The 26,546-nt window shown below is 71.7% G+C and carries 21 protein-coding genes; 10 read left to right on the forward strand and 11 right to left on the reverse strand.

Annotation, left to right across the window (positions count from 1 at the left end):
* Positions 1-35 precede the first annotated feature (35 nt).
* Genes AB0L45_RS16530 through AB0L45_RS16555 form a run of 6 tightly spaced genes read right to left on the reverse strand, consistent with a single transcriptional unit; the run spans position 36 to position 7,850 of the window.
* Positions 36-1,715: a serine hydrolase domain-containing protein gene (locus AB0L45_RS16530; protein ID WP_365840355.1), complete on the reverse strand. Its 1,680-nt coding sequence runs from the start codon at positions 1,713-1,715 to the stop codon at positions 36-38.
* Positions 1,712-2,641: a methyltransferase domain-containing protein gene (locus tag AB0L45_RS16535; RefSeq protein ID WP_365840357.1), complete on the reverse strand. Its 930-nt coding sequence runs from the start codon at positions 2,639-2,641 to the stop codon at positions 1,712-1,714. The genes AB0L45_RS16530 and AB0L45_RS16535 overlap by 4 nt, the downstream gene beginning before the upstream one ends.
* Positions 2,638-3,786 carry a Gfo/Idh/MocA family oxidoreductase gene (locus tag AB0L45_RS16540; protein ID WP_365840359.1) on the reverse strand — a complete coding sequence of 383 codons (1,149 nt, stop codon included), beginning with the start codon at positions 3,784-3,786 and terminating at the stop codon, positions 2,638-2,640. Before AB0L45_RS16540 ends, AB0L45_RS16535 begins: the two co-directional genes overlap by 4 nt.
* A complete protein-coding gene (locus AB0L45_RS16545) occupies positions 3,783-5,090 on the reverse strand; it encodes a radical SAM protein (protein ID WP_365840361.1) in 1,308 nt (435 codons plus the stop codon). The genes AB0L45_RS16540 and AB0L45_RS16545 overlap by 4 nt, the downstream gene beginning before the upstream one ends.
* Positions 5,087-6,202 (reverse strand): Gfo/Idh/MocA family oxidoreductase, encoded by a 1,116-nt coding sequence (locus AB0L45_RS16550; RefSeq protein ID WP_365840363.1) that lies wholly within the window; start codon positions 6,200-6,202, stop codon positions 5,087-5,089. Before AB0L45_RS16550 ends, AB0L45_RS16545 begins: the two co-directional genes overlap by 4 nt.
* Positions 6,192-7,850 (reverse strand): hypothetical protein, encoded by a 1,659-nt coding sequence (locus tag AB0L45_RS16555; protein WP_365840364.1) that lies wholly within the window; start codon positions 7,848-7,850, stop codon positions 6,192-6,194. Before AB0L45_RS16555 ends, AB0L45_RS16550 begins: the two co-directional genes overlap by 11 nt.
* Positions 7,851-8,118: 268 nt before the next feature.
* On the opposite strand from AB0L45_RS16555, the gene AB0L45_RS16560 reads away from it, so the two are divergent.
* Entirely contained in the window at positions 8,119-10,896 is a 2,778-nt protein-coding gene (locus tag AB0L45_RS16560) for an AAA family ATPase (protein WP_365840366.1), read from the forward strand.
* Positions 10,897-11,218: 322 nt separating this feature from the next.
* On the opposite strand, the gene AB0L45_RS16565 is transcribed toward AB0L45_RS16560, so the two are convergent.
* Both AB0L45_RS16565 and AB0L45_RS16570 read right to left on the reverse strand, forming a co-directional pair.
* The gene (locus AB0L45_RS16565; protein ID WP_365840368.1) at positions 11,219-12,532 is read right to left on the reverse strand and encodes a YcaO-like family protein; all 1,314 of its coding nucleotides are present in this window, start codon (positions 12,530-12,532) and stop codon (positions 11,219-11,221) included.
* A gap of 685 nt (positions 12,533-13,217) precedes the next feature.
* Positions 13,218-13,634 (reverse strand): hypothetical protein, encoded by a 417-nt coding sequence (locus AB0L45_RS16570; protein ID WP_365840370.1) that lies wholly within the window; start codon positions 13,632-13,634, stop codon positions 13,218-13,220.
* A gap of 875 nt (positions 13,635-14,509) precedes the next feature.
* Between AB0L45_RS16570 and AB0L45_RS16575 the strand changes: the two genes are divergently transcribed.
* Entirely contained in the window at positions 14,510-15,655 is a 1,146-nt protein-coding gene (locus AB0L45_RS16575) for a PLP-dependent cysteine synthase family protein (protein WP_365840372.1), read from the forward strand.
* Positions 15,652-16,902 (forward strand): MFS transporter, encoded by a 1,251-nt coding sequence (locus tag AB0L45_RS16580; RefSeq protein WP_365840373.1) that lies wholly within the window; start codon positions 15,652-15,654, stop codon positions 16,900-16,902. The genes AB0L45_RS16575 and AB0L45_RS16580 overlap by 4 nt, the downstream gene beginning before the upstream one ends.
* A gap of 170 nt (positions 16,903-17,072) precedes the next feature.
* Here AB0L45_RS16580 and AB0L45_RS16585 read toward each other — a convergent pair whose 3' ends face one another.
* Complete coding sequence (locus AB0L45_RS16585; protein WP_365840375.1) at positions 17,073-17,435, reverse strand: DUF6193 family natural product biosynthesis protein; 363 nt, start codon at positions 17,433-17,435, stop codon at positions 17,073-17,075.
* Positions 17,432-18,358: a LysR family transcriptional regulator gene (locus AB0L45_RS16590; RefSeq protein WP_365840377.1), complete on the reverse strand. Its 927-nt coding sequence runs from the start codon at positions 18,356-18,358 to the stop codon at positions 17,432-17,434. The genes AB0L45_RS16585 and AB0L45_RS16590 overlap by 4 nt, the downstream gene beginning before the upstream one ends.
* An 85-nt stretch (positions 18,359-18,443) precedes the next feature.
* Here AB0L45_RS16590 and AB0L45_RS16595 point away from each other — a divergent pair, with 85 nt between their 5' ends.
* The 5 genes from AB0L45_RS16595 to AB0L45_RS16615 all read left to right on the forward strand — a co-directional run bounded on the left by AB0L45_RS16595 (position 18,444) and on the right by AB0L45_RS16615 (position 23,575).
* Positions 18,444-19,562 carry an epoxide hydrolase family protein gene (locus tag AB0L45_RS16595; RefSeq protein WP_365840379.1) on the forward strand — a complete coding sequence of 373 codons (1,119 nt, stop codon included), beginning with the start codon at positions 18,444-18,446 and terminating at the stop codon, positions 19,560-19,562.
* A complete protein-coding gene (locus AB0L45_RS16600) occupies positions 19,559-20,125 on the forward strand; it encodes a hypothetical protein (protein WP_365840381.1) in 567 nt (188 codons plus the stop codon). Before AB0L45_RS16595 ends, AB0L45_RS16600 begins: the two co-directional genes overlap by 4 nt.
* Positions 20,122-21,012, forward strand: a complete 891-nt coding sequence (locus tag AB0L45_RS16605; RefSeq protein ID WP_365840383.1) for a fumarylacetoacetate hydrolase family protein — start codon at positions 20,122-20,124, stop codon at positions 21,010-21,012. Before AB0L45_RS16600 ends, AB0L45_RS16605 begins: the two co-directional genes overlap by 4 nt.
* A 56-nt stretch (positions 21,013-21,068) precedes the next feature.
* Positions 21,069-21,998, forward strand: a complete 930-nt coding sequence (locus tag AB0L45_RS16610) for a hypothetical protein (protein WP_365840385.1) — start codon at positions 21,069-21,071, stop codon at positions 21,996-21,998.
* 1,430 nt (positions 21,999-23,428) lie between these two features.
* Positions 23,429-23,575: a hypothetical protein gene (locus AB0L45_RS16615; RefSeq protein WP_365840387.1), complete on the forward strand. Its 147-nt coding sequence runs from the start codon at positions 23,429-23,431 to the stop codon at positions 23,573-23,575.
* 63 nt (positions 23,576-23,638) lie between these two features.
* On the opposite strand, the gene AB0L45_RS16620 is transcribed toward AB0L45_RS16615, so the two are convergent.
* A complete protein-coding gene (locus AB0L45_RS16620; RefSeq protein WP_365840389.1) occupies positions 23,639-23,944 on the reverse strand; it encodes a DUF1330 domain-containing protein in 306 nt (101 codons plus the stop codon).
* 188 nt (positions 23,945-24,132) lie between these two features.
* Here AB0L45_RS16620 and AB0L45_RS16625 point away from each other — a divergent pair, with 188 nt between their 5' ends.
* Entirely contained in the window at positions 24,133-25,035 is a 903-nt protein-coding gene (locus tag AB0L45_RS16625; RefSeq protein WP_365840391.1) for a LysR family transcriptional regulator, read from the forward strand.
* Between the two features lie 567 nt (positions 25,036-25,602).
* A complete protein-coding gene (locus tag AB0L45_RS16630) occupies positions 25,603-26,361 on the forward strand; it encodes a TetR/AcrR family transcriptional regulator (protein ID WP_365840393.1) in 759 nt (252 codons plus the stop codon).
* The last annotated feature ends 185 nt before the right edge of the window (positions 26,362-26,546 follow it).

A 26,546-nucleotide genomic window follows, 5' to 3' on the forward strand; every position in this document is an offset into this window, starting at 1 on the left:
GGCCGAGGCAGGGGGAAAGGGCGGCAGTGGTCGGGTCACGCCAGGCCCAGGTCTTCGTAGAGGGCGTCGCCGATCGCGATCATGCGTTGCTGGTGCTCCTCCTGCCACGTCTTGCCATTGAGGTGCAGCGCCACGATGAGTCCGGCGTCGGGGTCCGCGAAGGCCGCCGACGTCCACAGTCCGTAGTGGCCGAACGTGCGCAGCGAGGCGTGGCGGCTGAAAGCCGTGCAGACGGCGCCGAGGTGGTGCGACTCGTTGCGGAAACCCAGTCCCCAGTCGGCGTTGCCGAAGGGGTCGACCAGGCCCACCCGGTGGCGAGCGGTGAGTGCCATGACGGTCTGGGGCCGCAGGACGCGGTCCACCCGGCCCTGGCCGCCGTTCATCAGCGCCTCGAAGAACAGCACGAGGTCCGACATCGGGCCGCGCAGGTTGAGCCCGGGGATGGGCCGGGTGCAGGACGCCTCGGTGGCGTACCAGTGGGTGGGCTGGATGGGGGCGCCGCCCCCGGCGACATGGATCAGCGGCAGCCGGTCCGCCGTACGCCGGTACTCCCGCGGTGTGAGGACCACCCGGGTGTCGCGCATGCCGCAGGGCGCCAGGACCTCCTCGGCGAGGAACTGCTCGTATGCCCGTCCGTCGACCGCCCGGACCACTTCGGCGAGCAGGAACCACGCCCACCACGGTCCGTACGTGATCTTCGTGCCCGGCCGGACGTCGCGGGGCACCGTCATCGCGCGCAGCTGCTCGCGGCGGAGCGCCACGGGCGCGGCCATGGTGCCGTGCAGGGGGTCGAGCCCCATCGGTACGGCCGAGGTGTGGGTGAGCAGCTGGTACAGGGTGACGGTCTCCCTGCCGTCGCCCGTGAACCACGGCAGGTACGCGGCGACCGGTCGCATCGGGTCGAGCAGGTCCCGCTCCCACAGCCGGCCGGCGGCCACGGCGCCGACCGGCTTGGAGCAGCAGTACCAGATCGGCAGGGCGTCGCGGGTGAACGGTACGCCGGGCCGGCAGTCGCCGAGGGCCACGGACAGCCTGGTGCCCGAGTCGTGGTGCGCAATGGCGAACTGCGCGCCGGGCGTACTGCGGCCGATCTCGTCGCGCAGTACGGACATGGTGCGCGGCAGCACCCGTTCGGCCTGCCTTCTCGCCTCCGTGTCCGGGTCCTCGTCGCCGGTTCCGGGCTCCGGCGGGTACGACGGGCGACGGTCGGTTCCCTCGGAGGTCCACTGTGCGGCGGCCGGGCCGTGGTCCGCGGATGGAGCGAGGCCCTCGGTCACGGTCCGCAACCGGGCCAGGACGCCGGACCGGTCCTGTTGGAGCATGCGGTCCAGGAAGAAGACGAACAGGAAGACGCCTTCCAGACGCAGCCCACCGTGTTCGAACAGCTGCACCCGCTGCCTGCCGTCCCCGAACAGCAGGGTCGCGGCGTCCGCGACGCTCAGGGTGAGCACGAGGGTGGGCCGCTCGTCCCAGCCCCCGCCGGTGAAGTGCAGGTGACCGTCGGACAGGTCGGCCCGGACGAGGATGCGATCGGCGGTGCCGGCCGGTGCGTCGGTGAGGCACAGGCCCAGGGCCAGTGCCGCTGACGTGTCCAGGAGGTCGGGGCCCGTCAGTTCGGCGGCGCACCGGAGCCAGCGCGGGGAGAAGAGGGGGCAGGGGGCAGGGGCGGTGGCCGTCCGGGCATCGGCCTCTACCGTCTCGCCGACCCCCGTCACGGCATCGTCTCCGTGGCCGTCGACGGCTGTGTACGTGCGACCGTGAAGCGCACCGCCGAGGTGTTGGTCAGGCTGCCGTCGGGGGCCCGCAGCCGGTCGAGTTCGGCGTCGACCGCCGCTTTGGCGCGCTCCATCGACGAGGCCGGTACGCCTTCCCAGAACATCCGCCCGGCGGTGGACCACACCCAGTCCCACCACTGGTGCGCCCCTCGGAAACGCGTCACGTACTGCTGCTCGTCCGTCTCCACGGAGGCGTAACCGGCCTCCTTGAGCATGGTGTGCAGCGCGTCGACGGAGCGGAAGGGGCTGCCCTCGGGCAGGGCGTGCGAGGAGCCGCCCCGTCCGTAGGGCGCGCTGGCGGCGAAGACCGGGTTCCAGCGGGGGTCCGGCCGTCCCCACCACGAGATGGCGAGCCGGCCCCCGGGGGACAGCAGTTCCCGGTAGCGGGCCACGGCCTGGTGCGGGTGCGGGAAGAAGAACAGGGAGATGCCGGCGAACACGGCGTCGAGCGACCCGTTCGCAGGCGGCGGCACCGCGTGCTCCCCGGCGTCCCAGTCGATCGTCTCGGCATCGGCGACCACCGCGTGGGCGTGCGTCAGGCCCGCCTCGCGCAGCGCCTCGCGAGAGCGCGCGACCATGCCGGAGGACAGGTCGACGCCGAGGGCACTGCCGGTGGAACCGGTCGCTTCGGCGGCCGGGACGAGTACGGCGCCGGTGCCGCACCCGACGTCCAGCAGCCGGTCGCCGGGGAGGACGGCGGCATGTCCGACGAGGCGCCGCCCCAGCTCGGTGAAGTGGTCGACCCCGACCCGCTCGTAGGTCGGCGCACTGCGGTCGAAGAGCCCGGCGAGCGCGGCCTTGCGGTCCTGCGCGGTGGGGCGCGGCGCGGCGTCGGTGACGTGCTGCGCAGGCACGGTCTCGGTCACGGTGATGTCCTTTCGGGGGCGTCCGGCCTGTCGGCAGAGCCGGCAGGACCCGTGGGAGCGACAGGGCGGGTACGGACCGCGGTGCCGGCGCGGGCCGAGGCGTAGACGGCGGTCACCACCTCCAGCGCCCGGCGGGCGCCGGGACCGTCGGCCAGCGGCGGACGGCCGTCGCGTACGGCGGCGCAGAAGTCGGCGATCTGGTCGCGGTGCGGCTGGTACAGCAGCCCGCTCCGGTCGCGCACCGGCTCGGTCCGCTGCCGTGGAAGGATGTCCGCGACCTGGTTGCCCGCGCCGAACGCCCCGTAGGCCGCGGCATGTTCGCCGTCGCGTGCCGCGTGGAAGTAGACCAGCTCGTCGTTGTCGATCACCGCGCTGCCGCGGTCGCCGTGCACCGCCAGGCGAGCGGTGCGGCCCGGGTACGCGGCCGTGGTGGCCAGCAGCACGCCCTGCGCGCCGCAGGCGAACCGCAGGCTCGCGGTCGCCACGTCCTCGACCTCGATGCCGTGGTGTGCCAGCAGTCCGGTGTGCGCGACGGCCTCCGTGACCGGCCCGGCCAACCACTGGGCCAGGTCGACCAGGTGCACGGCCTGGTTGATCAGCGCGCCGCCGCCGTCCAGTTCCCGGGAGCCGCGCCAGGAGCCGGAGGCGTAGTACGCCTGCTCGCGCCACCACGGCAGTTCGACGACGAGCGAGGTCAGACGTCCGAAGCGGCCGTTGTCCACGGCGGACTTGACGATGCGGACGGCGGGGTCGAAGCGGTGCTGGGAGACGACGCCGAGGGTCTGACCGGTCTCTCGTGCGGCGCGCAGCAGCCGGTCGGCGGCGTCGGTGGTGACGTCGATGGGCTTTTCGACCAGTACGTGCTTGCCCGCGCGCAGCGCCCGGACGCCCAGCTCGGCGTGGGTGCCGCTCGGAGTGCATACGGCCACGGCGTCGATGTCCGGGCGGGCGAGCAGGTCGGTGACGGTCAGCGGGTCGCAGCCCAGGGCGTCGGCCGTGTCCTTGGTGCGCTGTGGATCGCGGCCGGCGACCGCCGCCAGCCGGGCCGCGTCCGGCAGCCCCTCCCGCTCGTGGGTCAGCAGCCGTCCGAGGAATGAGCCGAGCACACCGCATCCGATGATGCCGAAGCGCAGCACGGCGCTCACCCCGCCGTCGGGACGATGGCGTTGCCCAGGAAGTTCGGCAGCTCCGTCAGCCTGGCCTGCTGGGCGTCCAGGTCGGCCGGGTAGGTGGCGCGGTAGTGCCGGGTGACCTCCTGCACCTCCCGCCAGGTCGTCGGTGTCCGGCCGCCGTTGTGCGCGGGTGCGAGCTGGTCGTAGAGCGTGGTGCCCGGCCGCAGGTAGAGCTGGTTGATGCCGAACCAGGCCGGCAGTCCGGCGGCCCAGTCGACCAGCCGGCCCGAGACGCACGCCTCGTCGTCCGGCAGGCCCATGAGGACGAACGCGAAGGGCACGATGCCCGCGTCGCGCAGCTTGATCACCGCCTGGCTGATCTGCTCCTCGCTGACCCGCTTGTGCACGCCGGTGCCGGCGATGGCGGGCGACTCGGCGCCCAGCCACATGCCCTGGCAGCCCGCCCGCGCCCATTGGGACACGTCGCTCTTGAGCACGATCTCCGCGCGGGTCTGTCCCACCCAGCCCAGGCCGCGGCCTTGCAGCCGGTCGCACAGTTCGCCGTAGAAGGTGCGGTTGATGCCGAAGACGTAGTCGAGGAAGAAGACGAACTCCAGCCCCGCGGCCTGCTGGGCGCCGATCTCCGCCAGCACCCGGTCCAGTGGCTGGTTGCGCATGCGGGTACCGAACGGCAGGTGGCAGAAGGTGCAGCCGTACGTGCAGCCGCGGGCGGCCAGGACCATGCCGCACGGGCCGGGGAGCGGCAGCCCGCCGGAGATGACCTCGGCGGTGTAGTCGGCGGTGGGCACCAGGTCGAAGGCGGGGAAGGCGAAGCCGTCGAGGGGGATGTTGGGGTAGGGCCGCGGGCGGGAGTCCGGGGAGTCCAGCAGGTTGTGGGGGGTGCTCCGGTCGCACAGCACCGGCTCTTCGACGCCCGCCAGGACGTCGGCGACCGCGCCGACGGTCGCCGAGTCGGTCTCGCCGACGGCTATGTGGTCGACGGCGAGGTCGGCGCGCGTCGATCCGGGCAGGTGGGTGCCGTGCGGGCCGACCGCGACGGTGCGGGCCGAGGGGAAGCGGGCGACGGCCCGTTCCACGGCCGCCCGTACCGGGTCCAGGTCAAGGGGGTAGCACTGGGCCCGGTCCGCGATGGCGGTGAAGACGACCAGGACGTCGTACGCGTCGCCGGCCGGCGCGTCCTGGAGGCGCTGGTCCCAGATGGTGACGGAGTGGCCCGCGGCCCTGAGCTGGCCGGCCGCGGTCACCGCGTCCAGGGGCAGTTGGATGAAGTACTGGTCGAAGGGGTTGCTGGGGATGACGAGGCAGACACTGCTCATGGCTTCACTTCCACAGTCGGGTCCGGGACACGGCGGCTGAGCGCGCCGACGGGCAGCCGCTCACGGGTGCGGGCCAGCGCGGCGAGCCGGCTGATACGGCCGATGCCGCGCAGGTCCGCCTCCGGGCGCGCTCCCGGGGCGAACAGCGCGGACAGGGCCCAGCGCAGGGCGTTCTCCATGGGGGAGTCGTGGATGAGCCACTCGCGCTCACCTGCGGGCCGCCGCATGGTGAGCCGGTGCATGTTGGGGGGCAGTGGAGTGCCGCCGGGCAGGCTGACCGGGGCCAGTTCGAGGGTGAAGTGCGCCGGTCCGGCAGCGACCTGTACCAGCCGCTGCCGGCTCTCGCGGCCCGGCAGCGGACGGGGGCACCAGGCGGGCACCGTCCAGCCGGGTGCGGCCCGGGGCCCGGTGATCGTCGAGTACAGCTCCACGGTGGGGCCGCCGTCCGGGCGGGACAGGTCGTGGGCCGCGACGCTGGTCAGTTCCGGGTCGTGGGCGACCCGCAGGTCCCCCGGGCGGGGGTCGGCGGTCAGGTAGCGGTGCTGGACGTCGCGCGGCAGGACCGCGCCCAGCAGGGCGAGCATGTGCAGCCACTCGTAGCCGAACACGCCGTAGTCCCGGTCGACGAAGCGGCCCGCCGCTATGTCCGCCCGCCGGTCCTTGCCGAAGGCGATCCGGACGGCGTCGACGGGGTGGCCGGGCGCCCACTCCTTCATGGCGGCTTTGAGCACGCCCAGTGCCGAGGTGTGCGCGTACTGGTTCATCACCACCAGACGGCTCTCGTCGTACTCGGCGAGCAGGGCGGACAGTTCGGGGGCCTCCCAGGAACGGCAGACCGGCTTCTCCACCAGCAGCCGGGCGCGTGGATCCCGCTTGAGTACCGCGGCGACCGTCTCCAGGTGCGCGGCGGTCGGCGTGCACACCGACCAGACGTCGACCGGCGGATCGTGCGGTACGTCCTCGATCCGGGTGACGGCGGGGGTGGCGGACGGCAGCGCGGTGGCGAGCGGGTCGACGACGGAGACGCGTACGCCCAGTCCGGTGAGCAGGTGGTGGTGCAGCCGGCCCGCGACACCGTGGCCGATGACGCACACGTGGGTCCTATTGGGCATGTGCGTCCCCCGCGGGCGCGGCGGCGGTGCCGTACGGGCGGGTGCCGCCGGGCTGCCCGTCGTGCAGGTAGCAGTCGTAGTACGCGGCGAAGAGTCCGGCCTCGTCGATGAGTTCGTCGACGACGTCGAGGTGGACCCCCGGGGGGAAGGAGTCCACGTCCCGGCAGAGTCTCTTCGCCGCGAGCAGGGTTCCGGCCCGGTACGCGTCGTATCCCCGGTTGGCGATGCCCTCGTACTCGAAGAGGTTGAGTGAGCGGCCGTCGCCGAGCAGGGTGACCGTCGCGCCGTGCGGCAGGCGGTGGCGCACCCCGACGTGCGGGACGGGTGTCTCCGTGGCACCGCAGCGGCCCTCGCTGAGCACGCTGAAGTCCTTGGTGGCGAAGCCTGCCAGGAACGTGCCGTCGGGCAGCAGCGGTACGTCCTGCTCGGTGATGGCGGTGCCGCCGCTGCTGCCCACGACGAGGAAGGGGCGGTGCAGGGTGAGCGCCTGGGCGATGGTGCGGTGCGTCTCGAAACCGTCTTCCGCGGCGGTGATGAGCGCGAGGATGTCGGTGTCGACGATGTGGACGCGGCAGCCGAGCCCGCGCAGAGCCTGCGCCGCGCGCTTGCCGAGCGTGCCGTAACCGAGGAGCAGGACGTGCCGTCCGATGAACTTCTCACCGGGGACGATGGCCCGCAGCCGGCGGATGCAGGAGTCGGCGATCTCGTTGTAGCCCAGGTGCGACTTCAGGCGCGAGCGGGCCATGTTCAGCACCGGGACGGCGAGCCGGCCCGGGGCGTTCTGGATGCGCTTGAGGCCGCTGACGGTGAGTTCGACGGCCGCGTCCACCCGCTCGACGAGGCCGTTGTCGCTCCCGCGGCCCTGGGCGAGCAGGCCGCCGTCGTCGATGACGAGGACCCTGCGGCCGACGGCGTGCGCCCGGCGGATGAAGTCCTCCACGCGGGCGTCGACCGCCAGCGCCTCGGCACGGGCGGATGCGTCCGCCGTACCGTTGATCACCGAGTTGTCCAGCACGTCGCTGGCGTAGCCGCGGTGCACGAACCACGCGTGCACCCGGTCGCGGTGCAGGGTGCGGTCGCCCTTGGACAGGGCGTAGATCCACGCGGGGTCGAGCCCGGCCCGTTCCATGGCGAGCAGGAAGCCGACGCTGTTCTCCACGTAGTGGTCGCGGAAGACCAGGGCCCAGTCGGCGAGGGCCGGTTCGGGGGCGTCGAAGCGGCTGAGCAGCGGCATCGCGTCGACGATGGACGCGATCTCGGCGTCGGTGTAGCAGCGGGCCCGCCGGCCGAGCTCCTCCACGAGCGCGGCGAACACCGTCTGCGCACGGGGCGGCAGCGGTCCGGAGGCCGTCACCAGCACGCGGCGCTCGCCGGGTCCGGACGGAACGGGGTCGAGCGTGCCGGGCGGCTGGTGAGGCAGGGGGGCGCTGCGGATCGTCACCACGGTGCCCTCAATGCGCACGGTGCACCGGCCGGGCCCTTCGTCCTCCAGCCGGGCCGGCTCCCGGGGCCAGGTCTGGCCGGCGATCACCGTACGCACCGCCGCCAGGATCGCGGCGGGTTCCAGCCGGCCGTCCACCACCTCGAACGGGCCCGGTGGGCCGGAGTGCGGCGTTTCCGCCGCCTGCTGAGCGTGACTCGAATCCACTTCAGATACCGACATATATCCACCCACGCCAGGCGTGCATTCCTCGTGAGAACGGACCTGTGCGGCCGAGTCGGTGCTCTGTGCAAAGCATCCGGTGATCGGCCTCGGCAGCTACCTTCCGCCGGGGACCGACGGCCGGGCATCTGTCGGGTTACGAGTCTTTCCGTGCGGCACGGCGGGCGAGGATCACGTAACAGGACGGCATGAACCGCCGCGCATCCGTCAATGCATCAGTCGACGGGGGCGGTCACCAGGAAAGGCACACCGGATGCTCGTCGGGCGGGAGCAGGAAGAACGTGAACTGACGCGGATCGTCGCCGCGTTGCGGGAGGGCCGGAGCGGCTCTCTCGTCCTGAGAGGCGCGGCCGGTATCGGCAAGAGCGCACTGCTGCAGCAACTGAGGCACGAAGCGCAACCGGACGTGACGGTGTTCGGCGCGGTCGGCGTCGAGAGCGAGGCCGAACTGCCCTTCGCCGCTTTGCATCAGTTACTCCTGCCCTTACTCAGCTCCGTGGACCGGCTTCCGCCGCCCCAGAGCGTCGCCCTGCGCTCGGCCTTCGGCCTGCAGAGCACCCCCGCCGACCGGTTCCTGGTGGCGCTCGCCGCGCTCACCCTCCTGTCGGAGGCGTCCCGCACCACTCCGCTGCTGCTCCTGGTCGACGACGCCCAATGGCTCGACGCCCCGTCGGCGGACGCCCTCCTGTTCGTCGCCCGGCGCCTGGGCGCGGAAGCCGTCGGCATCGTCTTCGCCGTACGCGACGGCTCGCGTCCCTTTCCCGCACCGGGCCTGGCCGAGCTGCACATCGGCCCGCTGGCCCCGGCCGCCGCCACGACCCTCTTGGCCCGGCACCTGCCGCGCACCGCCCCCGCCACCCGCGACAGGCTGCTGCGCGCGGCCGGCGGCAATCCGCTGGCCCTGACCGAACTCCCCCTCGCCCTCAGCCGCGCCCAGCTCGACGGCGCGGCGGCGCTGCCCGAGGAACTGCCGCTCACCGAACGGCTGCAACGGCTCTACCGGCACCGGATCAGCGACCTGCTCGCCCGGCCGGGCAACGCCTGCCTGCTGGCCGCGGCCGAGGGCGACGGTGAACTGGCCGTCATCCTGCGCGCCGCCGGCGACACCGACCGGGCCATGGACGAACTGGCCGCCGCGGAGAGCGCGGGCCTGCTCACCCTCGACCAGCAACACCTGCGCTTCCGGCACCCCCTGGTCCGCTCCGCCTTCTACCAGGGCGCGCCGCTGAGCCTGCGCCGCGCCGCGCACATCGCCCTGGCCGAGGCCCTCGACGCAGGCGACGACCGGCACGTATGGCATCGGGCCGCCGCGGCCGTGGGCCCGGACCAGCAGGTCTGCCACCTGCTGGCGGAGATGGCCGCCCGGACCCGGTACACCGGGGGCGTCGCCACCGCCGCCAAGGCCCTGCGCCGCGCGGCCGCCCTCGCGCCGTCGCCCCCTTTACGGGCCCAGCTGCTCATCGACGCCGCCGACTGCGCCTGGACCGCGGCTCAGGCCACCGAGGCCGAGGCCCTCCTCAAGGAGGCGGAGCCGCTGGTGGACCGGCCGGCGTCACGGGCCCGGCTGGTGCGGGTGCGCGGCACCATCACCCATGCCTCCGGCGACCCGTCCATAGCCTGCGTGACGCTCCTCGAAAGCGCCGAGCTGACAGGGCGTTCCGATCCGTACCTCGCCCGGGAGTCCCTGGCCATGGCCGCCCGCTCCGCGTGGGTCGCCGACGATCCCGGCCGGCTGGCACACGTGGCGGGTCTGCTGGAACGTCTGGCCACGACGGACGGCGACCGTCCCGGCGTACAGCGGGGCGAGTCCCCCGATCCGCTCGCCCGGCACCTGCGGTACCTGAGCGGCCTGGCCGCCGACCGCACCACCTCTCCCCCGGGCTCCGCCGACGCCGACGTACGCGGCGCGCGCATCCCCGACACCTGGATCCGCCCCGAGGACCCCCGCCCGTGGGTGTGGCCGCCGACCTTCCTGCCGCACCTCCTGAACGCCACCCTGCCCCTGCGCGACACCCTCCGACAGGCCGTGGACACCCTGCGCCGCAACGGCGCGATCGGCGCGCTGCCCATGTCCCTGGCGCCGCTGGTCGCCCTCCAGATGGTCACCGGCCCGTGGTCCGAGGCCACCGCCCACGGCAACGAAGCCCTCGCCCTGGCCCTGGAGACGGGACAGCTCGGCGCCGCGAGCCACCTGCGCGCGATGCTCGCCTGGATGGCCGCTGCCCAGGGCGACAGTGCCCGCTGTCTGCTCCTGGCGCGGGAGTCCCTGGACATCGCCGTACCGCGCCGCATAGCCAGCGCGGTGACGCTCGGCCACTGGGCACTGGGGCTGAACAGCCTGGCCGAGCGCCGGCCTGCGCAGGCCGCGCAGCTGCTGGGCGAGGTCTGCGCGGAAGGCGGTGCGGCCGGCCACTTCATGCTGCGCCGCCTCGTCCTTCCCGACTACGTCGAGGCCGGCGTACGGGCCGGCGAACCCCGGCGCGCTGAGGAGGCACTACGGCGCATCGGTGGCCTCCACCCGCACGACGGTCCGCACCTGCTCGCGGCCCGGCTGCGCTGCCAAGCCCTGCTCGCCCAGGGCGACCGTGCCGAAGAACTCTTCACCGCCGCTCTGGACAAGGCCGACGTCTCCCCCTTCGAAACGGGCCGCACCCTGCTGCTGTACGGCGAGTGGCTGCGACGCGAGCGCCGCATCAAGTTCGCCCGCAAGCAATTGCGGCTGGCCGAGATCCATCTGCGCAGGATCGGCGCCCTGCCGTGGGCCCGGCTGGCCCGTATGGAACTGGCAGCGGCGGGCGACCGGTCCGCCCGTGCCGCCGCGCCCGCCAGGGCCGCTGACGAGTCCTCCCTCACCGTGCGGGAACACCAAGTCGTACACCTCGCAGCACAGGGGCTGAGCAACGGCGAGATCGGCGCGCGTCTCTTCCTCAGCCCCCGCACCGTGGGCTACCACCTCTACAAGGCGTTCCCCAAACTGGGTGTGGGCTCCCGCGCCGAACTGCGCGGCATGGCCTTCGACGAGGCACGGTGACCGGCACCCGGCCGCCCCATGGAAGCGCCCCGCCCCCGGCGACCTGCAAAATGACAGGCCCCAGGGGGCGAAGCGAAGCACACCTGCGGATGGCGTCGAGCAGCGACGGGAGCTCGGCGACATGAGCGCGGCTGTGGCCGGCCGATCAGTTCGCCATCAACCTCGCCTTCTGCATGCTCACCTGCTTGTGGTGAAAAGGCGTGTCTACTGTCCGTGCGCCGGTTTCCGTCGGCATGGTCCCGAAGCCCAGCAGGGCGAACCAGCCGACCGATGGGTGCGCCTGTGACCGGCTCAGTTCCTTCACCGCCCGCCACGGGGCCGGTCAGGGGGCTGTCGAGTGGTCCAGGGCAGCGGTGGCGCGTTCTCCGGGCAGGACGAGGGCGCCGTCGAGGATGAGGATGAAGCGTTCCAGGCCGAGGGGGAGGGTGTGGGCCGCGGTGATGCCGCCGGGCAGGCGGGCCACGGTGCGGTGGTAGGGCGGGTGGCCGGCGGCGGTCAGGAGGCGGGTGAGCTCGTGGAGGTGACCGTCGGGGTGGTGGGGCGCGGCCGGGGTGGTCCGGTAGGCGACGGTGCGGGCGCCGGTCAGGTGCGTGGTGAGGTCGAAGCGGGCGCAGGCGTGGAGTTCGGGGTAGGGCGCCAGCGCGGACAGGTCGGCCGGCTGCATGCCCATGTGGTCGTCGGCGAGGCTGCCTTGGACGTGTTCGCTGATGGCGCGCCAGGCGGCGTAGCGGGCGTCCAGGGAGGTGCCGCAGCCGCGCTGGTGCGGCCGGTCGCCGGCGGGGGCGGTGTAGGCCAAGAAGGTGGGTACGCCCAGGTCGGTGGTGATGTCGAGCAGGTGGACCGGGTGGCCGGCGTGGTGGCGGGCCACTTCCAGGGCGTGGGCGAGGTCGCCGGGCAGGGTGGTGGGGTCGATCACGCGCAGGGGGTGGCCGGCGAGGAAGGTGCGGGCCAGCAGCAGGGAGAAGGCGTCGCGTTCGATGGCTTCGTCGAGACCGTGCACGGCCGCTTCGGCGGCGCTGACCCCGATGGCGGAGCCGCTGTTGCAGCTGTAGCGGCCCACCGGGGTGTAGTCGAAGGCGTCACCGGCGCGGTGCCGCCAGGCGGGTTCGTCGATGTACCACGGGCACGGCAAGAACACCGGTACGGCCAGGGGGTTTGCCCGGGGCGGCCGGTGCGGGGACCGGCGGCCGGTGTCCAGGCGGTGGTAGCGGTGGCAGGCCAGCGGTACCGAAGAGGGCTGCAGCAGCGGGGCGATGACATCGGCGGCCAGGTCCTGGGCCACGGTGGCGGCGGGCAGCTGCTCCACGGCGGCCGGGTCGAAGCGTGCCGGGCCGCTCAGGTAGTGCTCCAGCGCCTCGAACAGCGCGCCCACCCGGGCCTCGTCCCGACTGCCCTTGCCCGCGCCCTGCGCCTCCGGCGCGAGCCCGCCGTCGCGCGTGCGCAGTTCGCACCGCCAGGCGGTCGGCTCGCCGCCGTCTCCCAGTTCGGTCAGATGGGGTTGCAGGTCGAGTGCCTGGAGCGCCGCCGTCACTCGCCGTGCGGCCTCGGCCGGCGGCACCTCCCGCTCCGTACCGGAAAGCGGCATGCTCTCGGCCGGGCCCAGCCGGCCGGCGGCACGGCGCACTGATGTGTTCATCCGGTCTCCCGCCGCAGCACGTACGCAGGCACGGGCAGCGCGCCCGTGCCCACCTCGGTATGCCGGCCTTGCCGGGCCCGGCTCTACTTGCTGCTGCGACGGACCTGAGCCAGCAGCCGCTGCAGCCGCTGCTGCTCCGCGGAGGTCAGCTTCTGCTGGGCTTCCAGGGCCCTGCCCCATTCTCTGACTTTGCCCATGACCAGTCCTTCCTAGGTGAATCACCTTTTGTCTCAATTATCCGCAGATTCGGGTGCGGCGCCTGGGCAGGCAACGTGATCATGAGCGTGGCGGCGGGTGCGGCTGGCAGGGTGCCGGCCGGCCATCACGTTCCGGCGGCCGCAGGAGGCGTCGGGGACCTCCTTCCGCCGGCTTTCGGTACCAGCTGCGCATGATCACTGGCGGAATCGGCGCGTACCCCGCAGCGTCCTGGCAGGCTGAAGCTGCCGCCCGTGACAACCGTCTTCGACGGGGCTGGGACAAGACGCCGGCCGCTACCGCGGCACAGAGCGCCTCAGCCTGCGGGCAGTGTGACGCGCCAGGAACCGGGCCGGGAGAGGCGCTTCCGGACGAAGTCCCGGAGAGCAGCCGGCTTCCGAGGCTGCCGAGCCGGCGCGGGACTGGCGGGCGTTCTTGGCTCTGACCGGTCCGGCCAGAGTGACGCCGTGCTCCGGCGTCTGGCGGAGGGTCAGCAGACGACGGTGATCGAGAACGGCCGGTCACTGTCCACGGCTGCGCTGCCGGACCCGGACGGCGTCGCGGTGCGGACGAAGAGGGTGTTCCCGTTCACCTGGCCGACCAGGATGGACGCGCTGCCCGGCCCGGGGTCGCTGCCGCCGCTGGTGTTGATGGTGCCCAGGAGGGCGCACCCGTTGAGGCCGGAGGTCGTGGTGATGTTGTAGCGGCCGATGCCGAACTTGTTGATCCCGGTGATGCCCTGGCCGCCCAGGAGCTGACCGTTCGAGGTGACCTTGGCCCATGCGGTGGTGGTGGCCGTCACCGCGGCCTGAGCGGACTCGGCGGACGCGGACGATGCCGCGACCGAGCCGCCGAGCGTGAGAGTCACCGCTGCGGCGCCCACGGCCAGCTTCTTGGATCCGTTCATAGTTGTCTCCCTGCTCGCAACGAAGATCTGTAGAAGTTCCCCCGCCCGTCATGGAGCCGGCCTGAGCGCCCTCTCCGGGGCGGGCTGCACGAGCCGGGGCACAGTCTGTGGTGCCGCAGATGCGGAAGATGAGCGAAGAACCAGCCATCCCTGCCGGAACCACAGCGCACCAGCGGCCAGGCACCGAAAGAACGGCTACTGCGCCCGGGGACACGGCAGGCCCGCCCCGGACTGCACGGCGCGCGGCCCTCACCGTTTGCGGTGACGGCAGCGCCGGTATCGGCCACAATTCACATCTGACGCTCTCTTCACGGGCGTGACGATTACTGTGGCCGCCGATGACGGCCGACCGTGCAGTACCGCTCGGCTGCTCCGCGTCCCGGACCGGAGCGGTGATCCTGGTACTGCTTGCTGCCCTGGCCCACGTACTGGTCTGCGCGCACGGACCGGGACCGGCAGGTGCCGGTCGCATCGACACCCCCGTCACGGCAGTCGCCTTCGACTGCGCGGACGCACCGGAACAGCGCACGGACACCGCGGCCGCGCACGCGCTGCACGGACACGGGGAAGCGTGCTCAGGTTTGGACAGTCCGACACTCCAGCCCTCACGGCAGGTCACCTCTCCCCCGCCGTTTCCGGGCCTTGTGCCGACCGGATTCACCAAAGCCGAGCCGGACAGCGCGGCGGCTGACCAGCCGCCGCCCCCCAATCCCGGCCGCACGTCGGCCGGGCAGGAGCGGGCCCGCCTTGGCGTGTGGCGGACCTGAGCGCTCCGAGGGCCGCGCCGGCTCCGGGCGCGGCCAGTGAGCACGTCCGCCTTTCCCGACTCACGGCCGGTGGCCGCCGTACGGCGCCGGCCGCAGGAGGAACACGCCTTGAACCAGCTCACCCGCACTGCCGTGCCCACCGCCCCGGCCCAACTGCTGGCCGGCGCCCGGCGCCCGATGCACACCCCCGCCGGCCTCGTCGGAGACACCCCCGTCCTGTGGATCGGCGAGCCCTTCACCGCCCCCGGGCGGGGTTTCTGGGCGAAGCTCGAAGGACACAATCCCGGCGGCATCAAGGACCGCACCGCCTTGCACATGGTCCGTGAGGCGCGGGCGCGGGGGCAGCTGCTGCCCGGCGCCCGCATCGTCGAATCCACCTCAGGCACCCTGGGCCTCGGACTGGCCCTGGCCGGCGCCACCTTCGGCCATCCGGTCACCGTTGTCACCGACCCGGGCATGGAACCCCTGATGACGGGCCTGCTCACCGCCTACGGTGCCGACATCACCCTGGTGAATCGCCCCCACCCGGCCGGCGGCTGGCAGCAGGCCCGCCGCCACCGCGTCGAAGAACTCCTGGCCGCACACCGTGACGCCTGGTGCCCCGACCAGTACAACAACCCCGACAACGTAGCCGCCTACGCCCCGCTCGCCCACGAACTGACCGCTCAGCTCGGCCGGATCGACACCCTGGTGGTGTCGGTGGGAACCGGCGGCCACTCGGCCGGCATCGCCTCCGTCCTGCGCGGCTTCTTCCCGCGCCTGCGCGTCGTCGGCGTCGACACCACCGGCTCCACGATCTTCGGCCAGCCCGCCGCGCCTCGCCTGATGCGTGGTCTGGGCTCCAGCATCTACCCCCGCAACGTCGCCTACCACCTCTTCGACGAGGTGCACTGGGTCGCCGCCCCCGAAGCCGTCTGGGCCGCACGACGCCTGGCCCGCCACCACTACGCCACCGGCGGCTGGAGCGTGGGCGCCGTCGCCCTGGTCGCCCGCTGGCTGGCCCGCACCGTGCCCGCCGAGGAACGGATCGTCGCGGTCTTCCCCGACGGCCCGCAGCGCTACGTCAGCACCGTCTTCGACGACACCTACGGCCGCGAACACCACCTGCTGGACCAGCTGCCCGCCGAAGACCCCGACGAGATCGACGCCCCCGGCCAGCGGGTCGTCACCCGCTGGACCCGCTGCCGCCACGTCACCGACCCGACCCGACCCACCGCCTGCCACGACCGGACCGCCGCGGGAGCAGTCCGATGAAGCGCCTGTGGCAGCAGACCCGCTCCTTTCCGCCCGCAGCACAGCTGCTGATGGCCAACCAGTTCGCCATCAACCTCGCCTTCTACATGCTCATGCCCTATCTCGCCGCCCACCTGGCCGGCACCCTGGCCCTGGCAGCCTGGGCCGTCGGCCTCGTCCTGGGCGTACGCAACTTCTCCCAGCAGGGCATGTTCCTCATCGGCGGCACCCTCGCCGACCGCGTCGGCTACAAGATCCCCATCATGGCCGGCTGCCTGCTGCGCACCGTCGGCTTCGGCCTGCTCGGCTGGGTCGACAGCCTGCCCGCCCTGATCGCCGCCTCCGCAGCGACCGGCTTCGCCGGCGCCCTGTTCAACCCGGCCGTCCGCGCCTACCTCGCCGCCGAAGCCGGCCCGCGGCGGGTGGACGCCTTCGCCACCTTCAACGTCTACTACCAAGCCGGCATGCTCGCAGGTCCGCTCGTCGGCCTGGCGCTGCTGACCGCCGACTTCCGCCTGGTGTGCACGGTCGCCGCCGCCGTGTTCGCCGCACTCACCCTGCTGCAATGGCGCACCCTGCCCCGGCTCAGCGGCACGACCGCCATCGCACGGGAACGGGTGCTCACGCAGTGGCGCACGGTCGCCTCGAACCGGCCCTTCCTGCTGTTCTCGCTGGCGATGGTCGGTTCCTACGTCCTGACCTTTCAGGTCTACCTCGCCCTGCCGCTGGCCGCCTCCGACGCCCTCGGTGCCCGGGGCACCCTGGCCACCAGCGGCCTGTTCGTCATCTCGGCCGCCGTCACCGTCGCCGGCCAACTCCGGCTGACCGGCTGGGCCAAGGCCCGGTGGAGCCCCAGCCAGGCCCTGGTGCGCGGCCTGGCCGCCATGGGGCTCGCGTTCTTCCCCCTGGCCTTGACTTCTTCCGGCGTACCCGCTGCGGTCCTGGCCGCGCTCGTCGCCGCCGTCGTCCTGCTGGCCGCGGGCAGCGCTGTGGTCTACCCCTACGAGATGGACACCGTCGTCGCGCTGTCCGAAGGCCGTCTGGTAGCCACCCACTACGGCCTCTACAACACCGTTTCCGGACTGGGCGTCACCGTGGGCAACATCGGTACCGGCGCGCTGTGGGACTTCGCCGCCCGCCACGAGGCCCGCTGGCTGGCCTGGAGCGTCCTGGCCGCGACGGGACTGGCCTGCGCGACAGCCCTGGCCGCCCTCGCCCGGGGCGGATACCTGGCACCGAGCCGGCGGCCACACCCTGCCTCGGCATAGTCAGCTGCTGTGCCGGCCCGGGCCACCGGCGCCGGGCCGGCACACACCGCCTCGCCCTGGCGGCCGCGGCCGTGCTGCCGTTCCCGCAGCGAAGGACCCGACCTCGGTGGAGTCCGCCGCACGGTGCGGGAGGACTCCCTGCTGTGGGCCCCTCCTCCAGCCGCGGCTGCTCAAGAGCTCTGTCGATGCCGGCGTTCGTGCTCGGCGAGGCCCTCGGATGTGCCGACGAACGCAGGGCCACAGTTGGACGGCACCCGCGCAACGACCATCGCCACGGCTTCCTGCGCGCTAGCGGCCCTACCGGCCTTCTGTGTCCGTGAGGGCCCTGCGACGTAGTACGCACCGGAGTGGTCCGGACCGGGTGCTGCCGGGCCGATGTACGGCACATCCCACGTCCAACGGAGTTCAGTACAGCGGCTGAAATGCAACTCCCACATCCCGACCCACGGAAAGAGCTGCCGCAGCCGCGGCTCGGCGTAGGCCGCCGCGAGCAGCGAGGCATGCCGTCGCAGGCGATCGTGGCGTCTGATCATGTCGTGTGTATCGGTCCGGTCCGGTGGGGTCCGGTGAGCAGAGCTTCGGCAAGGCTACGGAAAGCGGTGACCAGACGGCTGCGGTCGCCGGTGCGCGTGGCGAGTACGACCTGGCTCGGTTCGACCCCGTGCAACGGGACGGTGGTGAGGCTGGGGTGCAGGCCGGTGGCGTGGTCGAGGGGCGGTCCGATGGCCACGGCCTGTCCGGCGGCGATGAGTTCGTGTTTGTCCTCAAGGGCTTCGGCCAGGGGGCCGTCGGGCGCGGGCCGCCCGTCGGGGCGGGGATCGAGCCGCCAGTAGGCGTTCAGCAACGGGTCGGACTGGCGTACGTGGGGGATCGGCTCGTCGGCGATGTCGCCGAGGGTGACCGACTCCTTGCCGGCCAGACGGTGGTCCCGGGACACGACCAGCACGCGCGGCTCGTCATGGAGGACGGTGACGCGCAGCCGGTCGGTGGGGAACGGCAGGCGCGTCACCACCGCGTCGACGCGGTGTTCCAGCAGCGCGCCGCGTGAGTCGTTCCAGGCGAGCAGGCGGGTGTGGACCTCGGCATCGGGATTGCGGTCCCGCAGGGCCCGCACGGCCGCAGTGATGACCAGCCCCTTGCTGTAGCCGATGGTGATGCTGCTGGGCCGGGCCGCGGCACGGGTGCGGGCCATCGCCTCGACGGCGGTGCGCAGCAGCCCCTGGGCCTGTGGCAGGAAAACCTCGCCGGCCTCGCTGAGCCGGGTGCCGTGCGTGGTGCGGTCGAGCAGGCGGACGCCCACTTGCTGTTCGAGGCGGCGGATCTGCCGGCTCAGCGACGGCTGGGTGGTGTGCAGCGCCTCGGCGGCACGGCCGAAGTGCCGGTGCTCGGCGACCACCGTGAAGCACTGCACCAGCCGGAGGTCGAGGTCCACGGGTGCGGGGAAGCGTTCGGACACCACCCCACTCTAGCTGCCCTTATGCGCAGTCCGTATGACCTGTATCGGAACAATCATTGGACTGCGCGCTCGTCGCGGCCGCACCGTGGTGACCATGACATCGGACAGCGTGACACCGTTTCGTATCGGCATTCCGGACAGTGCCCTGGAGGATCTGACGGATCGGCTCCACCGGGTACGCCTGGCCGGCCGGGAGACAGCGCCGGACAGCAGCCAAGGGGTGCAGCGGGAGCGCCTTGAGGAGCTGCTGGAGTACTGGGCCACCGGGTACGACTGGCGCGTTCTGGAGCGGCGGCTCAACGAGCTGGGCCAGTTCCGCACGACCGTCGACGGTCTCGGCCTCCACTTCATGCACGTACGCTCGCCCCGCCCCGACGCCACCCCCCTGTTGCTGCTGCACGGATGGCCGGGCTCGTTCCTGGAGTTCCTCAAGACCCTCGGCCCGCTCACCGAGCACGGCTTCCACCTCGTCGTCCCCTCGATGCCCGGCTACGGCTTCTCCGACCAACCCGCCTCGACCGGCTGGGATCCGGACCGGATCGCCCGTGCGTACGGCGTGCTCATGCGGCGCCTCGGCTATGGCTCCTACCTGGCCCAGGGAGGCGACTGGGGCGGTGTCGTCGCGACCCGCATGGGGGCGCAGCGCCTGGCGGGCCTGCGTGCGATCCACGTCAACTTCCCGGAGTTCCTCGCCGCACCACCGGTCGGTGACGACCCGGCCCCTGAGGAGAAGGCCGCACTCGAACAGGGCAGCCGCTTCTTCGCCGTCCATGCCGGATACCACGTCGTGCAGCGCACCCGGCCGCAGACCATCGGCTACGCCCTGACCGACTCCCCGGCCGGGCTGGCTGCTTGGATCTACGAGAAGTTCCTCGACTGGGCCCGGCCCGACGCCCTCACCCCTGACGAGATCCTCGACCACATCTCCCTGTACTGGTTCACCGGCACCGCTGCTTCCTCCGCCCGCCTGTACTGGGAGTACGCCCGGCAGCCGCTCGTTCCGACCGAGCTGGACCTTCCCGTCGGGGTCAGCGTCTTCCCGGACGAACTGACGCGTACGCCGCGCATCTGGGCCGAGCGCGCCTATCACGACCTGCGCTACTTCAACGACGAGATCCCCGCGGGCGGCCACTTCGCCGCCCTGGAGCAGCCTGAGCTGTTCGTTGCGGAGATCGTCAAGTTCGCGCGGACGGTGGCCGCATGAAAACGGTCGTGATCACCGAAGACACCGACGGCATCGGGCGCGGCCTCGCCCGTATCCACCTCAAGGGTGGAGGCTGGGTCGTGGCCGTCGGGACCGACAAGGCCGAGCCCGGCGCCTGGTTCGTCCGGACCGACCTGGAGCTCATCGACGAGAACAGGCGGCTGATCGACCGGCTCTCCGCCGAGCTCGTCACGGTCGAAGTCCTCGCCCTGGGTGCCCGGTTCCAGCGCTCCAGGCGTACGGAGACCGCCGACGGCCTGGAGTTCCACTTCGTCAACCGTCACCCTGCCATCCGGTACGTGAACAACTTCCCCGGCACCGTCGCCACGAGCTTCCCCGGTGACTATGACGAGGCCGAGACCGCGCAGATCAGCCGTCTTCGCGCGACCGGTGAGCCCGTGGAGACCGCCGCCAAGGAGGTCCTGCCGTTCCTGGACTCCGGCACCCCGGGACGCCCCGTCGCCGTGAGCGAGGGAGTCGCCGTCCCCCTGGCCCGTCAGGCATCCTCCCCCGCCTGCGCACGATGGCTCTACGACTGCACCCGGGAGGTGCTTGCCCGATGAAGTGGGTCAGCTACCGCTCCGCCGGCGGTTCCACGCGCTGCGGCGTGGTGCACGACAACAAGATCCACGCCGTGGGTACGGGCCTGTTGGAGCTGTTGCGCGCGGAAGGCGGGCTGGAGGCCGCCGCAACCAGGGAACCGGCTGAGATCGTCGAGCTGGCCGCGGCCGACCTGCTGGCGCCGGTACCGGTGCCCCCGGCGGTCCGGGACTTCGCCGCGTTCGAACGTCACGTCAGCAACGCGGGTAAGGCAGCCGTTGGCGACGGCACGGTCAGCCCGGTCTGGTACAGGCATCCGCTCTTCTACTTCTCCAACCCGGCAGCGATCAAGGGGCCGCACGACGAGGTCCCCATCGCCCCGGGCGCTCAGTTGTGGGACTACGAGGTCGAGGTCGCCGCGGTGATCGCCGGGGACTGCTCGAATCTTGACGCCACCACGGCGGAGCATCACATCGCCGGCTACCTGGTCTACTGCGACTGGAGCGCACGCGACATATCCGCGAGCGAGATGGGGTTCGTGTACGGTCCGTCCAAGAGCACGGACGCCTCGACCAGCCTCGGCCCGTTCCTCGTCACCCCCGACGAACTGGAGCCCTACCGCTCGGACAAGGGCTATGCGCTGCGCATGGACGGGTACGTCAACGACGAGCATTACGGCGGCGGCAGCTGGGACGAGATCCACTGGTCGTTCGGCGAGATGCTGGCGCACGCGTCGCGCGGCACCACGCTGCGAACCGGTGACATCATCGCCAGCGGCCCCGTGGGCACCGGCTGCATCCAGGAGTTGTCCGGCCACCGCCCCTACCTGGCACCGGGAGACACGGTCCGGATCGAAGTGCAGGAACTCGGCGCGGTCTCCGCACGGATCACCGCGCCAGAGCCGTCCTGACCTCCCGGACGCACCAAGACGATCCTGATCCTTCCACTTGCCAGGAGACCACCGCGATGCATCTCGCCCACACCTTCGCTCGCGCCGACATGGACCCGAGCGCCGTCCGCGAGGCCAGCCTCACCATCAACGCGACCCACCTGTTCGTCTACTTCATCCCCGAGGCACCAGAAGAGGCCGCCAAGCTGGGCGTGACCGAGTACGGACCGGCGTACTTCGCGTTCCGGTCAGCCCCGATGGGCGCAGTCCCGTGGCAGGTCACCCTCGCGGCCTTCTACAACTTCAGCCCGCGGTCGGTGCAGGCCATGGCAGGCGTGTGGGATGCAGCGACGCCAGAGGAGTGGCAGGCCGCTCGCTTCGCCGCCGTCGATCGTGCGTTGCGGCGCGTCGGCGTGAGCCTTACCGCCGATCAGATCGCCGAGGCACGATCGCTGATCGACCCGGTCGTCGCGAGCGCCGACTACGCCGGGAAGACCATGGCTGCCGCCAACGCCTCGGTCCCCCTCCCAGCCGATCCGCTCGTCGCGCTATGGCAGCAGATCACGGTGCTGCGCGAGTGGCGCGGCGACGCGCATGTCACCGTGCTCGCCGCCAACGGCCTCGGGCCGTGTGACTGCAACGTCCTGCAAACCGCGACAGGTCACTTCCCGGAAGCGATCGCACGTGCCACCCGGCTGTGGAACGACGAGGAGGTGGCCGCGGCAACGACACGCCTCGTCACACGCGGCTGGCTCCACGCCGACGGCACCGCTACCGAGGCCGGCATCGCGGCACGCGAGCAGATCGAGGCCGAGACCGACGAGCACTGCGCCGCCCTCTGGACGCCGATCGGCGACACCGACGTCCGTCGCCTCACCTCGCTCATCATGCCGATCCACGACGCGTTCACCGCAGCCAGGACATACCCCTTCCGCGTGGAGATGGGAGACACGCGGTCCGCCGATCCGGAGGCCGCCAGGTGTGCGACATCCCCTGAACTCCCCTGAGCCCTGCTGAGTCCTTCTCTCCGTGACCAGGGGTTCTGTCTCCTTCGGGTGCGCCTGGAGCCGGTGACATGCCGTCAGGAGCCTTGAATCGTTCTCGCTTCGTCCTGCCGATCCGTGATCGGGGTGAAGGCGAGGAGGCTCGGGTTGGCGCTGGCAGCCGTACGGGACCTGCGCGAGTTCCGCGATCCGGCCTCGGCGGAGGAACTGGAGCGGTTCGCGACCGATGTGCTTGCCGGGTTCATCCTGGCGAGGGCTTCGGCGGGGCTGGCGGACGGCACCATCCGCGGGGACATCGGGCACCTGGACCAGATGCGGGCATGGTTCGGCCGGCCGCTGTGGGGATACGGAACCGGCCGACACCGACGGGTACTTCGGGAAGGTGCCGCGGGGGTCCAGGGAGGCGGCTCGGCAAATTCCGCCGACCGATCCGTAGATCACACGTTGTCCACCGGCTGGGGCCGCGAGCTGGCGACCTGCCGCGAGTTCGCCCCGACCGCGCGGAACTACACCACATCGAAGCTGATGTCGCAGGTCGGACTCAGGGTGAGCAACGCTGCTCTCCTGACGCTGCAGGACCAGAACGTGATGGGGCGCGGAGCCGTCGGCTTCGACCTGCGGGACATCGCGTGGGGCGCGTCCACGGCGGAGCGCGCCCGATCGAAGGACTTCGTACTGCGCACCGCCGAACTGGCACTGAGCCGCCACCGGTGGAGCGAGTTGAATTACGATCCGCCTTTCCGTCTCCGGAGGAACGTGCGGTGGCCTCGTGCGCACGACATCGGGTGCTCAGCGCACTGCCGCACTGGGAGGGCTGCTTCCTCTGCAACCGTCCGAGATCGTCCTGAGCGGACGACGTCGAGCGCTACCCCTGCCCACGCTGTCACGCATCGCCGGACTCACCCTGTCGCTCGCGCTCCGGCGCGGTCGCCGGGACCTGTCACGCCGGCCGCTTCACCAAGGCGCCCCGCTCGCGAAACTCCTGCGCGTGCCTTCCCCCGCCGACCGCGAGCCCGGCCAGCCATGGCGGCGCCCCGGCGCCCGCGCCCGTCGACCCCGACACCCCGAGCGCCGCCCTCCGCATCGGATACGGGCGGTAGCCCGGCATGAGACGTGTCCATGTGAGACCGTCTCGCCCGTGATCGAGGGCTGCTCCTCGGATGGTCAGCGTCGCACGGCGGCCGGCTCCAGTGCGCCATCCTGGCGCAGCCAGGCGCGCCCCTGGGCTACTTCAACAACAGAAGAACCGCAGATCGAAACCTCTCGAAAGAGGTCTTGACCTGCGGTTCTTCAAACTGCATAGCAGTACTCTGCGTAGCCCCGACGGGGCACACGACAGATGGATGCAGGATGCGCCCCTGGTCATCGAAGCCTTGTGTTCGTTGGACCGATCTGTCGTGTGAGAAGCGGTTCACGGTTCGCTTCGGGCGAGGGTGAGTTTCGTCGACGAGGTCAGCGAGACAGTCCAGCTGGCCCGGACGTCGCGTCGCTTCTTCGATCCGCCCGACAGGGATCAGGCCGTCGAGGACGTCGACGACGGACTGGGACGTGGGGCGCGTGGCTTCGAACTCGTCTCGTGAGTCGTCGTTCAGCACCGTGTGCGTATCAGGTGACGGGTGCGCAGCGATGGCTGGGCCCGCCGGTCAGTCGATGCCTTCGATGATGCGGAAATCGCGCTCGAAGCCGTCGGGGAGGGCCACCAGCGCCTTCTGGTATGCCTCGCTCTCGTATGCCGCGACGGCCTGTTCAAAGCTGTCGAACTCGATCAAAACGACGCGTTGCGTGATTCCGGCCTCGTGGGCGACGACTCGGCCGCCACGGGACGGGATCCGGGACAGGACGCGCCCGCCCCCAGCCTGGACAGCCGGACCGGCCAGCTTGTCGTAGGCAGTCAGCCCCTCAGGGTCGGAAATGGCGGGGTAGACACTGACCCAGTAGCCCTTAGCCATGGAAACCTCCCCTGTTCGGCCGGACACGTCTGACTTCGAATTGACACTCAGATCGATCGATCCCGGCGACGGGTACTGCGGTCAGTTGAATCGTCATATGCGCAGGTTAGGGCTCGATGTTCGGTCCAGGGAAATACCGGTACGGGATAGACTCAGAACGGATCGTTATCAATCGGCAGGGAGGGCACGTGGCGCCGGATACGGTGAGCCTGCGGTACTTCCTGGTGCTGGCGCAGGAGTTGAACTTCACCCGCGCGGCCGCACGGATCGGTATCGCACAGCCCGCACTCAGCGCCCGGATGCGCCGATTGGAGGCGGAACTCGGTACGGCCCTGCTGATCCGCGACACGCGTAGCGTCGTATTGACCACGGCCGGTGCGGCTTTGGCGGAGTCCGCGCCGCCCGCGCTGGCGGCGCTGGACCGGGCATGGGACACCGCCCAGAGCGCGGCGGCCGGTGAACTGGGCACGCTGCGCATCGGATACAGCCTCAGCGCCGGGGCCGAGACGGCACCGGCCCTGGTGGACAGGCTGATTCGCGGCAACAGCGGACTCCAGGTCGGCGCGGTCCCGATGGCGACACCGGAGATCTCCCCCGCGGTCGCCGAGGGCCGCATCGATGCCGGGATCACCCGTGGTGAGCAGCCGGGCCGTGGCGTGCGCCGGTTCCTGCTGCGGCGTGCGCGCGTCGGGGTCCAGCTGGCGCAGCACCATCCGCTGGCCGAACACCCGGAGATCGAGATCGCCGACGCGGCCGCATATCCGCTGCGACTCCCGGACCGTGCAGCCAACCCCGTGATCCACGATCAGCTGTCCGCACTGTTCCGAGACACCCGGCCACACCCCCGATTCCACACGCCCGCAGTCTCTTTCGACATGTCTCAGCGCGACCTGCGCGACGGGCTCACCCTCGCCCCGGCCGGAGAAGCCGCGGTCACGGCACAACCGGCCGGTCTCACCTGGCGACCGCTGCGGGGCGCGCCCAGCCTGACGATCCACCTGGTCCTCCCACGCGAACAGTCGCCGCTGCACCGCCGCATCCGTGCCGTCGCCAAAACCCTGGCGCACGAGCTGCACTGGCTGCCGGGCTGACGCGCAAGAGGTCAAGCGAGAGGGACGCCTGCGGTGGCGAGGCCGAAGAGCTTGCGCTCGGCGGACTTCGTGGTGATGACGACGGCGGTCTTGCTGAATGTCCGACACGACCTCGCTACGCCGGTGGGTCAGCATCCGATGATGGCCCCGGGTCCGGTCCGAGTCGTACACCGCGGCGACGTCCTCGCCCAGCCGAGATCTCGGCGGATACCGCGCCTTCGCCGACGCCGGACCGGACAAGCACGGGTAACCGGCGGGAACGCCCGCCGTCAACGGCGTCCGTGCTTGACGCCAACCACTGTTCCATTGCTCCCCGAGGCCGGATCCCGACTCGAGGTGACCAGAGGCGATCGAACTTGCACCCCGCCGCGCCCCGCCACGCCCTTGGTGACCTGCAAAAATGCAGGTCACCAGGGACGTGTCCGACACCGCACGCGCCTGAGTCGGGCGATCCCCCGCGTCGCCCGACTCAGGCAGCTTCACCGGAGTCGTGGCCGCGTCGGGGCGGACATCCGGAGACGTGCTGAGTATATTGGCTCTCAGCCAGTCAACGCAGGAGTTAACAGCATGTCCCCCCGCAGCCCCTCGGTCAATGAAGAGTTGCGGCGGCGTTCCCGGGAGCGCTTGTTGCAGGCGACCGTCGAGCTGGTGGACGAGCGCGGGTACGAAGCGACGACGCTCGGGGACATCGCCTCCCGTGCCGGGTCGGCGCGTGGGCTGATTTCGTACTATTTTCCCGGGAAGCGGCAGTTGTTGCAGTCGGCCGTGCACCGGCTGATGCACCACAGCTTGCAGGCGGCGCTGGAGCGTGAGCCCGTGCCGGCGGGGGTGGACGCGGGCCGGGAGCGGCTGGCGCGGGCGATCGACGCGATTCTGGGGCTGGCGCAGGAGCGGCCGCTGCTGATGCGTACGCATATGGCCGGGATCCTGACGGCGGAAGGTTTCATCCAGTGTCCCGAGCAGCAGCGGCTGGCGTTCTTGCTGCGGGACACCGTGGAGCGGTACGGCGCCGAGGACGCCGACACGGACTACCGGCTGCTGCGGGCGTTGCTGATGGGGGCGGTGGTGGCGGTGCTGCTGCCGGGGGCGCCGATGCCGGCCGCGCGGCTGCGGGCCGAACTGTTCCAGCGGTACGGGCTCGACTGGGAGCTGGGCACCCCGCCCGGCGAGGGGCCGGAGCCGCCGCTGGAAGGCCCGCCGCCGTTGCAGGATCCGCCGCCGGTGGAGGACCTGGGACCGGTGGAGGATCCGCCACCGGTGGAGGTCCTGGGGCCGGCGGAGGAGCCGCCGTTGGCGGGGCGGGAAGGTCTGGTGGCGGAGGGGTAGGGAGGGCCGGGGGTTCCGAAGGGCGGTCTCGGGGTGCTTCGGGGCCGCGTGGGGAATCGCTCGGGCGGGTGACGGCTGATTCCCGCGTGGAGTTCACCCTTGTCGGCCTTTCCTCGCCGTTTCGCCGGGCGACCCGGGCAGCACACCTCCCGCGCACCCCACGCCGGTGCGATTCTGGAAGTACT

This window comes from Streptomyces sp. NPDC052496 (assembly GCF_040679095.1).
Taxonomy (GTDB): domain Bacteria; phylum Actinomycetota; class Actinomycetes; order Streptomycetales; family Streptomycetaceae; genus Streptomyces.

Bases quoted from the DNA above. Each gene is read 5' to 3' on its own strand.
- AB0L45_RS16580 (WP_365840373.1), top strand. From the start codon at position 15,652: ATGAAGCGCCTGTGGCAGCAGACCCGCTCCTTTCCGCCCGCAGCACAG.
- AB0L45_RS16570 (WP_365840370.1), bottom strand. From the start codon at position 13,634: ATGAACGGATCCAAGAAGCTGGCCGTGGGCGCCGCAGCGGTGACTCTC.
- AB0L45_RS16550 (WP_365840363.1), bottom strand. From the start codon at position 6,202: ATGCCCAATAGGACCCACGTGTGCGTCATCGGCCACGGTGTCGCGGGC.
- AB0L45_RS16545 (WP_365840361.1), bottom strand. From the start codon at position 5,090: ATGAGCAGTGTCTGCCTCGTCATCCCCAGCAACCCCTTCGACCAGTAC.
- AB0L45_RS16620 (WP_365840389.1), bottom strand. From the start codon at position 23,944: ATGGCTAAGGGCTACTGGGTCAGTGTCTACCCCGCCATTTCCGACCCT.
- AB0L45_RS16560 (WP_365840366.1), top strand. From the start codon at position 8,119: ATGCTCGTCGGGCGGGAGCAGGAAGAACGTGAACTGACGCGGATCGTC.
- AB0L45_RS16605 (WP_365840383.1), top strand. From the start codon at position 20,122: ATGAAGTGGGTCAGCTACCGCTCCGCCGGCGGTTCCACGCGCTGCGGC.
- AB0L45_RS16630 (WP_365840393.1), top strand. From the start codon at position 25,603: ATGTCCCCCCGCAGCCCCTCGGTCAATGAAGAGTTGCGGCGGCGTTCC.
- AB0L45_RS16600 (WP_365840381.1), top strand. From the start codon at position 19,559: ATGAAAACGGTCGTGATCACCGAAGACACCGACGGCATCGGGCGCGGC.
- AB0L45_RS16565 (WP_365840368.1), bottom strand. From the start codon at position 12,532: ATGAACACATCAGTGCGCCGTGCCGCCGGCCGGCTGGGCCCGGCCGAG.
- AB0L45_RS16585 (WP_365840375.1), bottom strand. From the start codon at position 17,435: ATGATCAGACGCCACGATCGCCTGCGACGGCATGCCTCGCTGCTCGCG.
- AB0L45_RS16610 (WP_365840385.1), top strand. From the start codon at position 21,069: ATGCATCTCGCCCACACCTTCGCTCGCGCCGACATGGACCCGAGCGCC.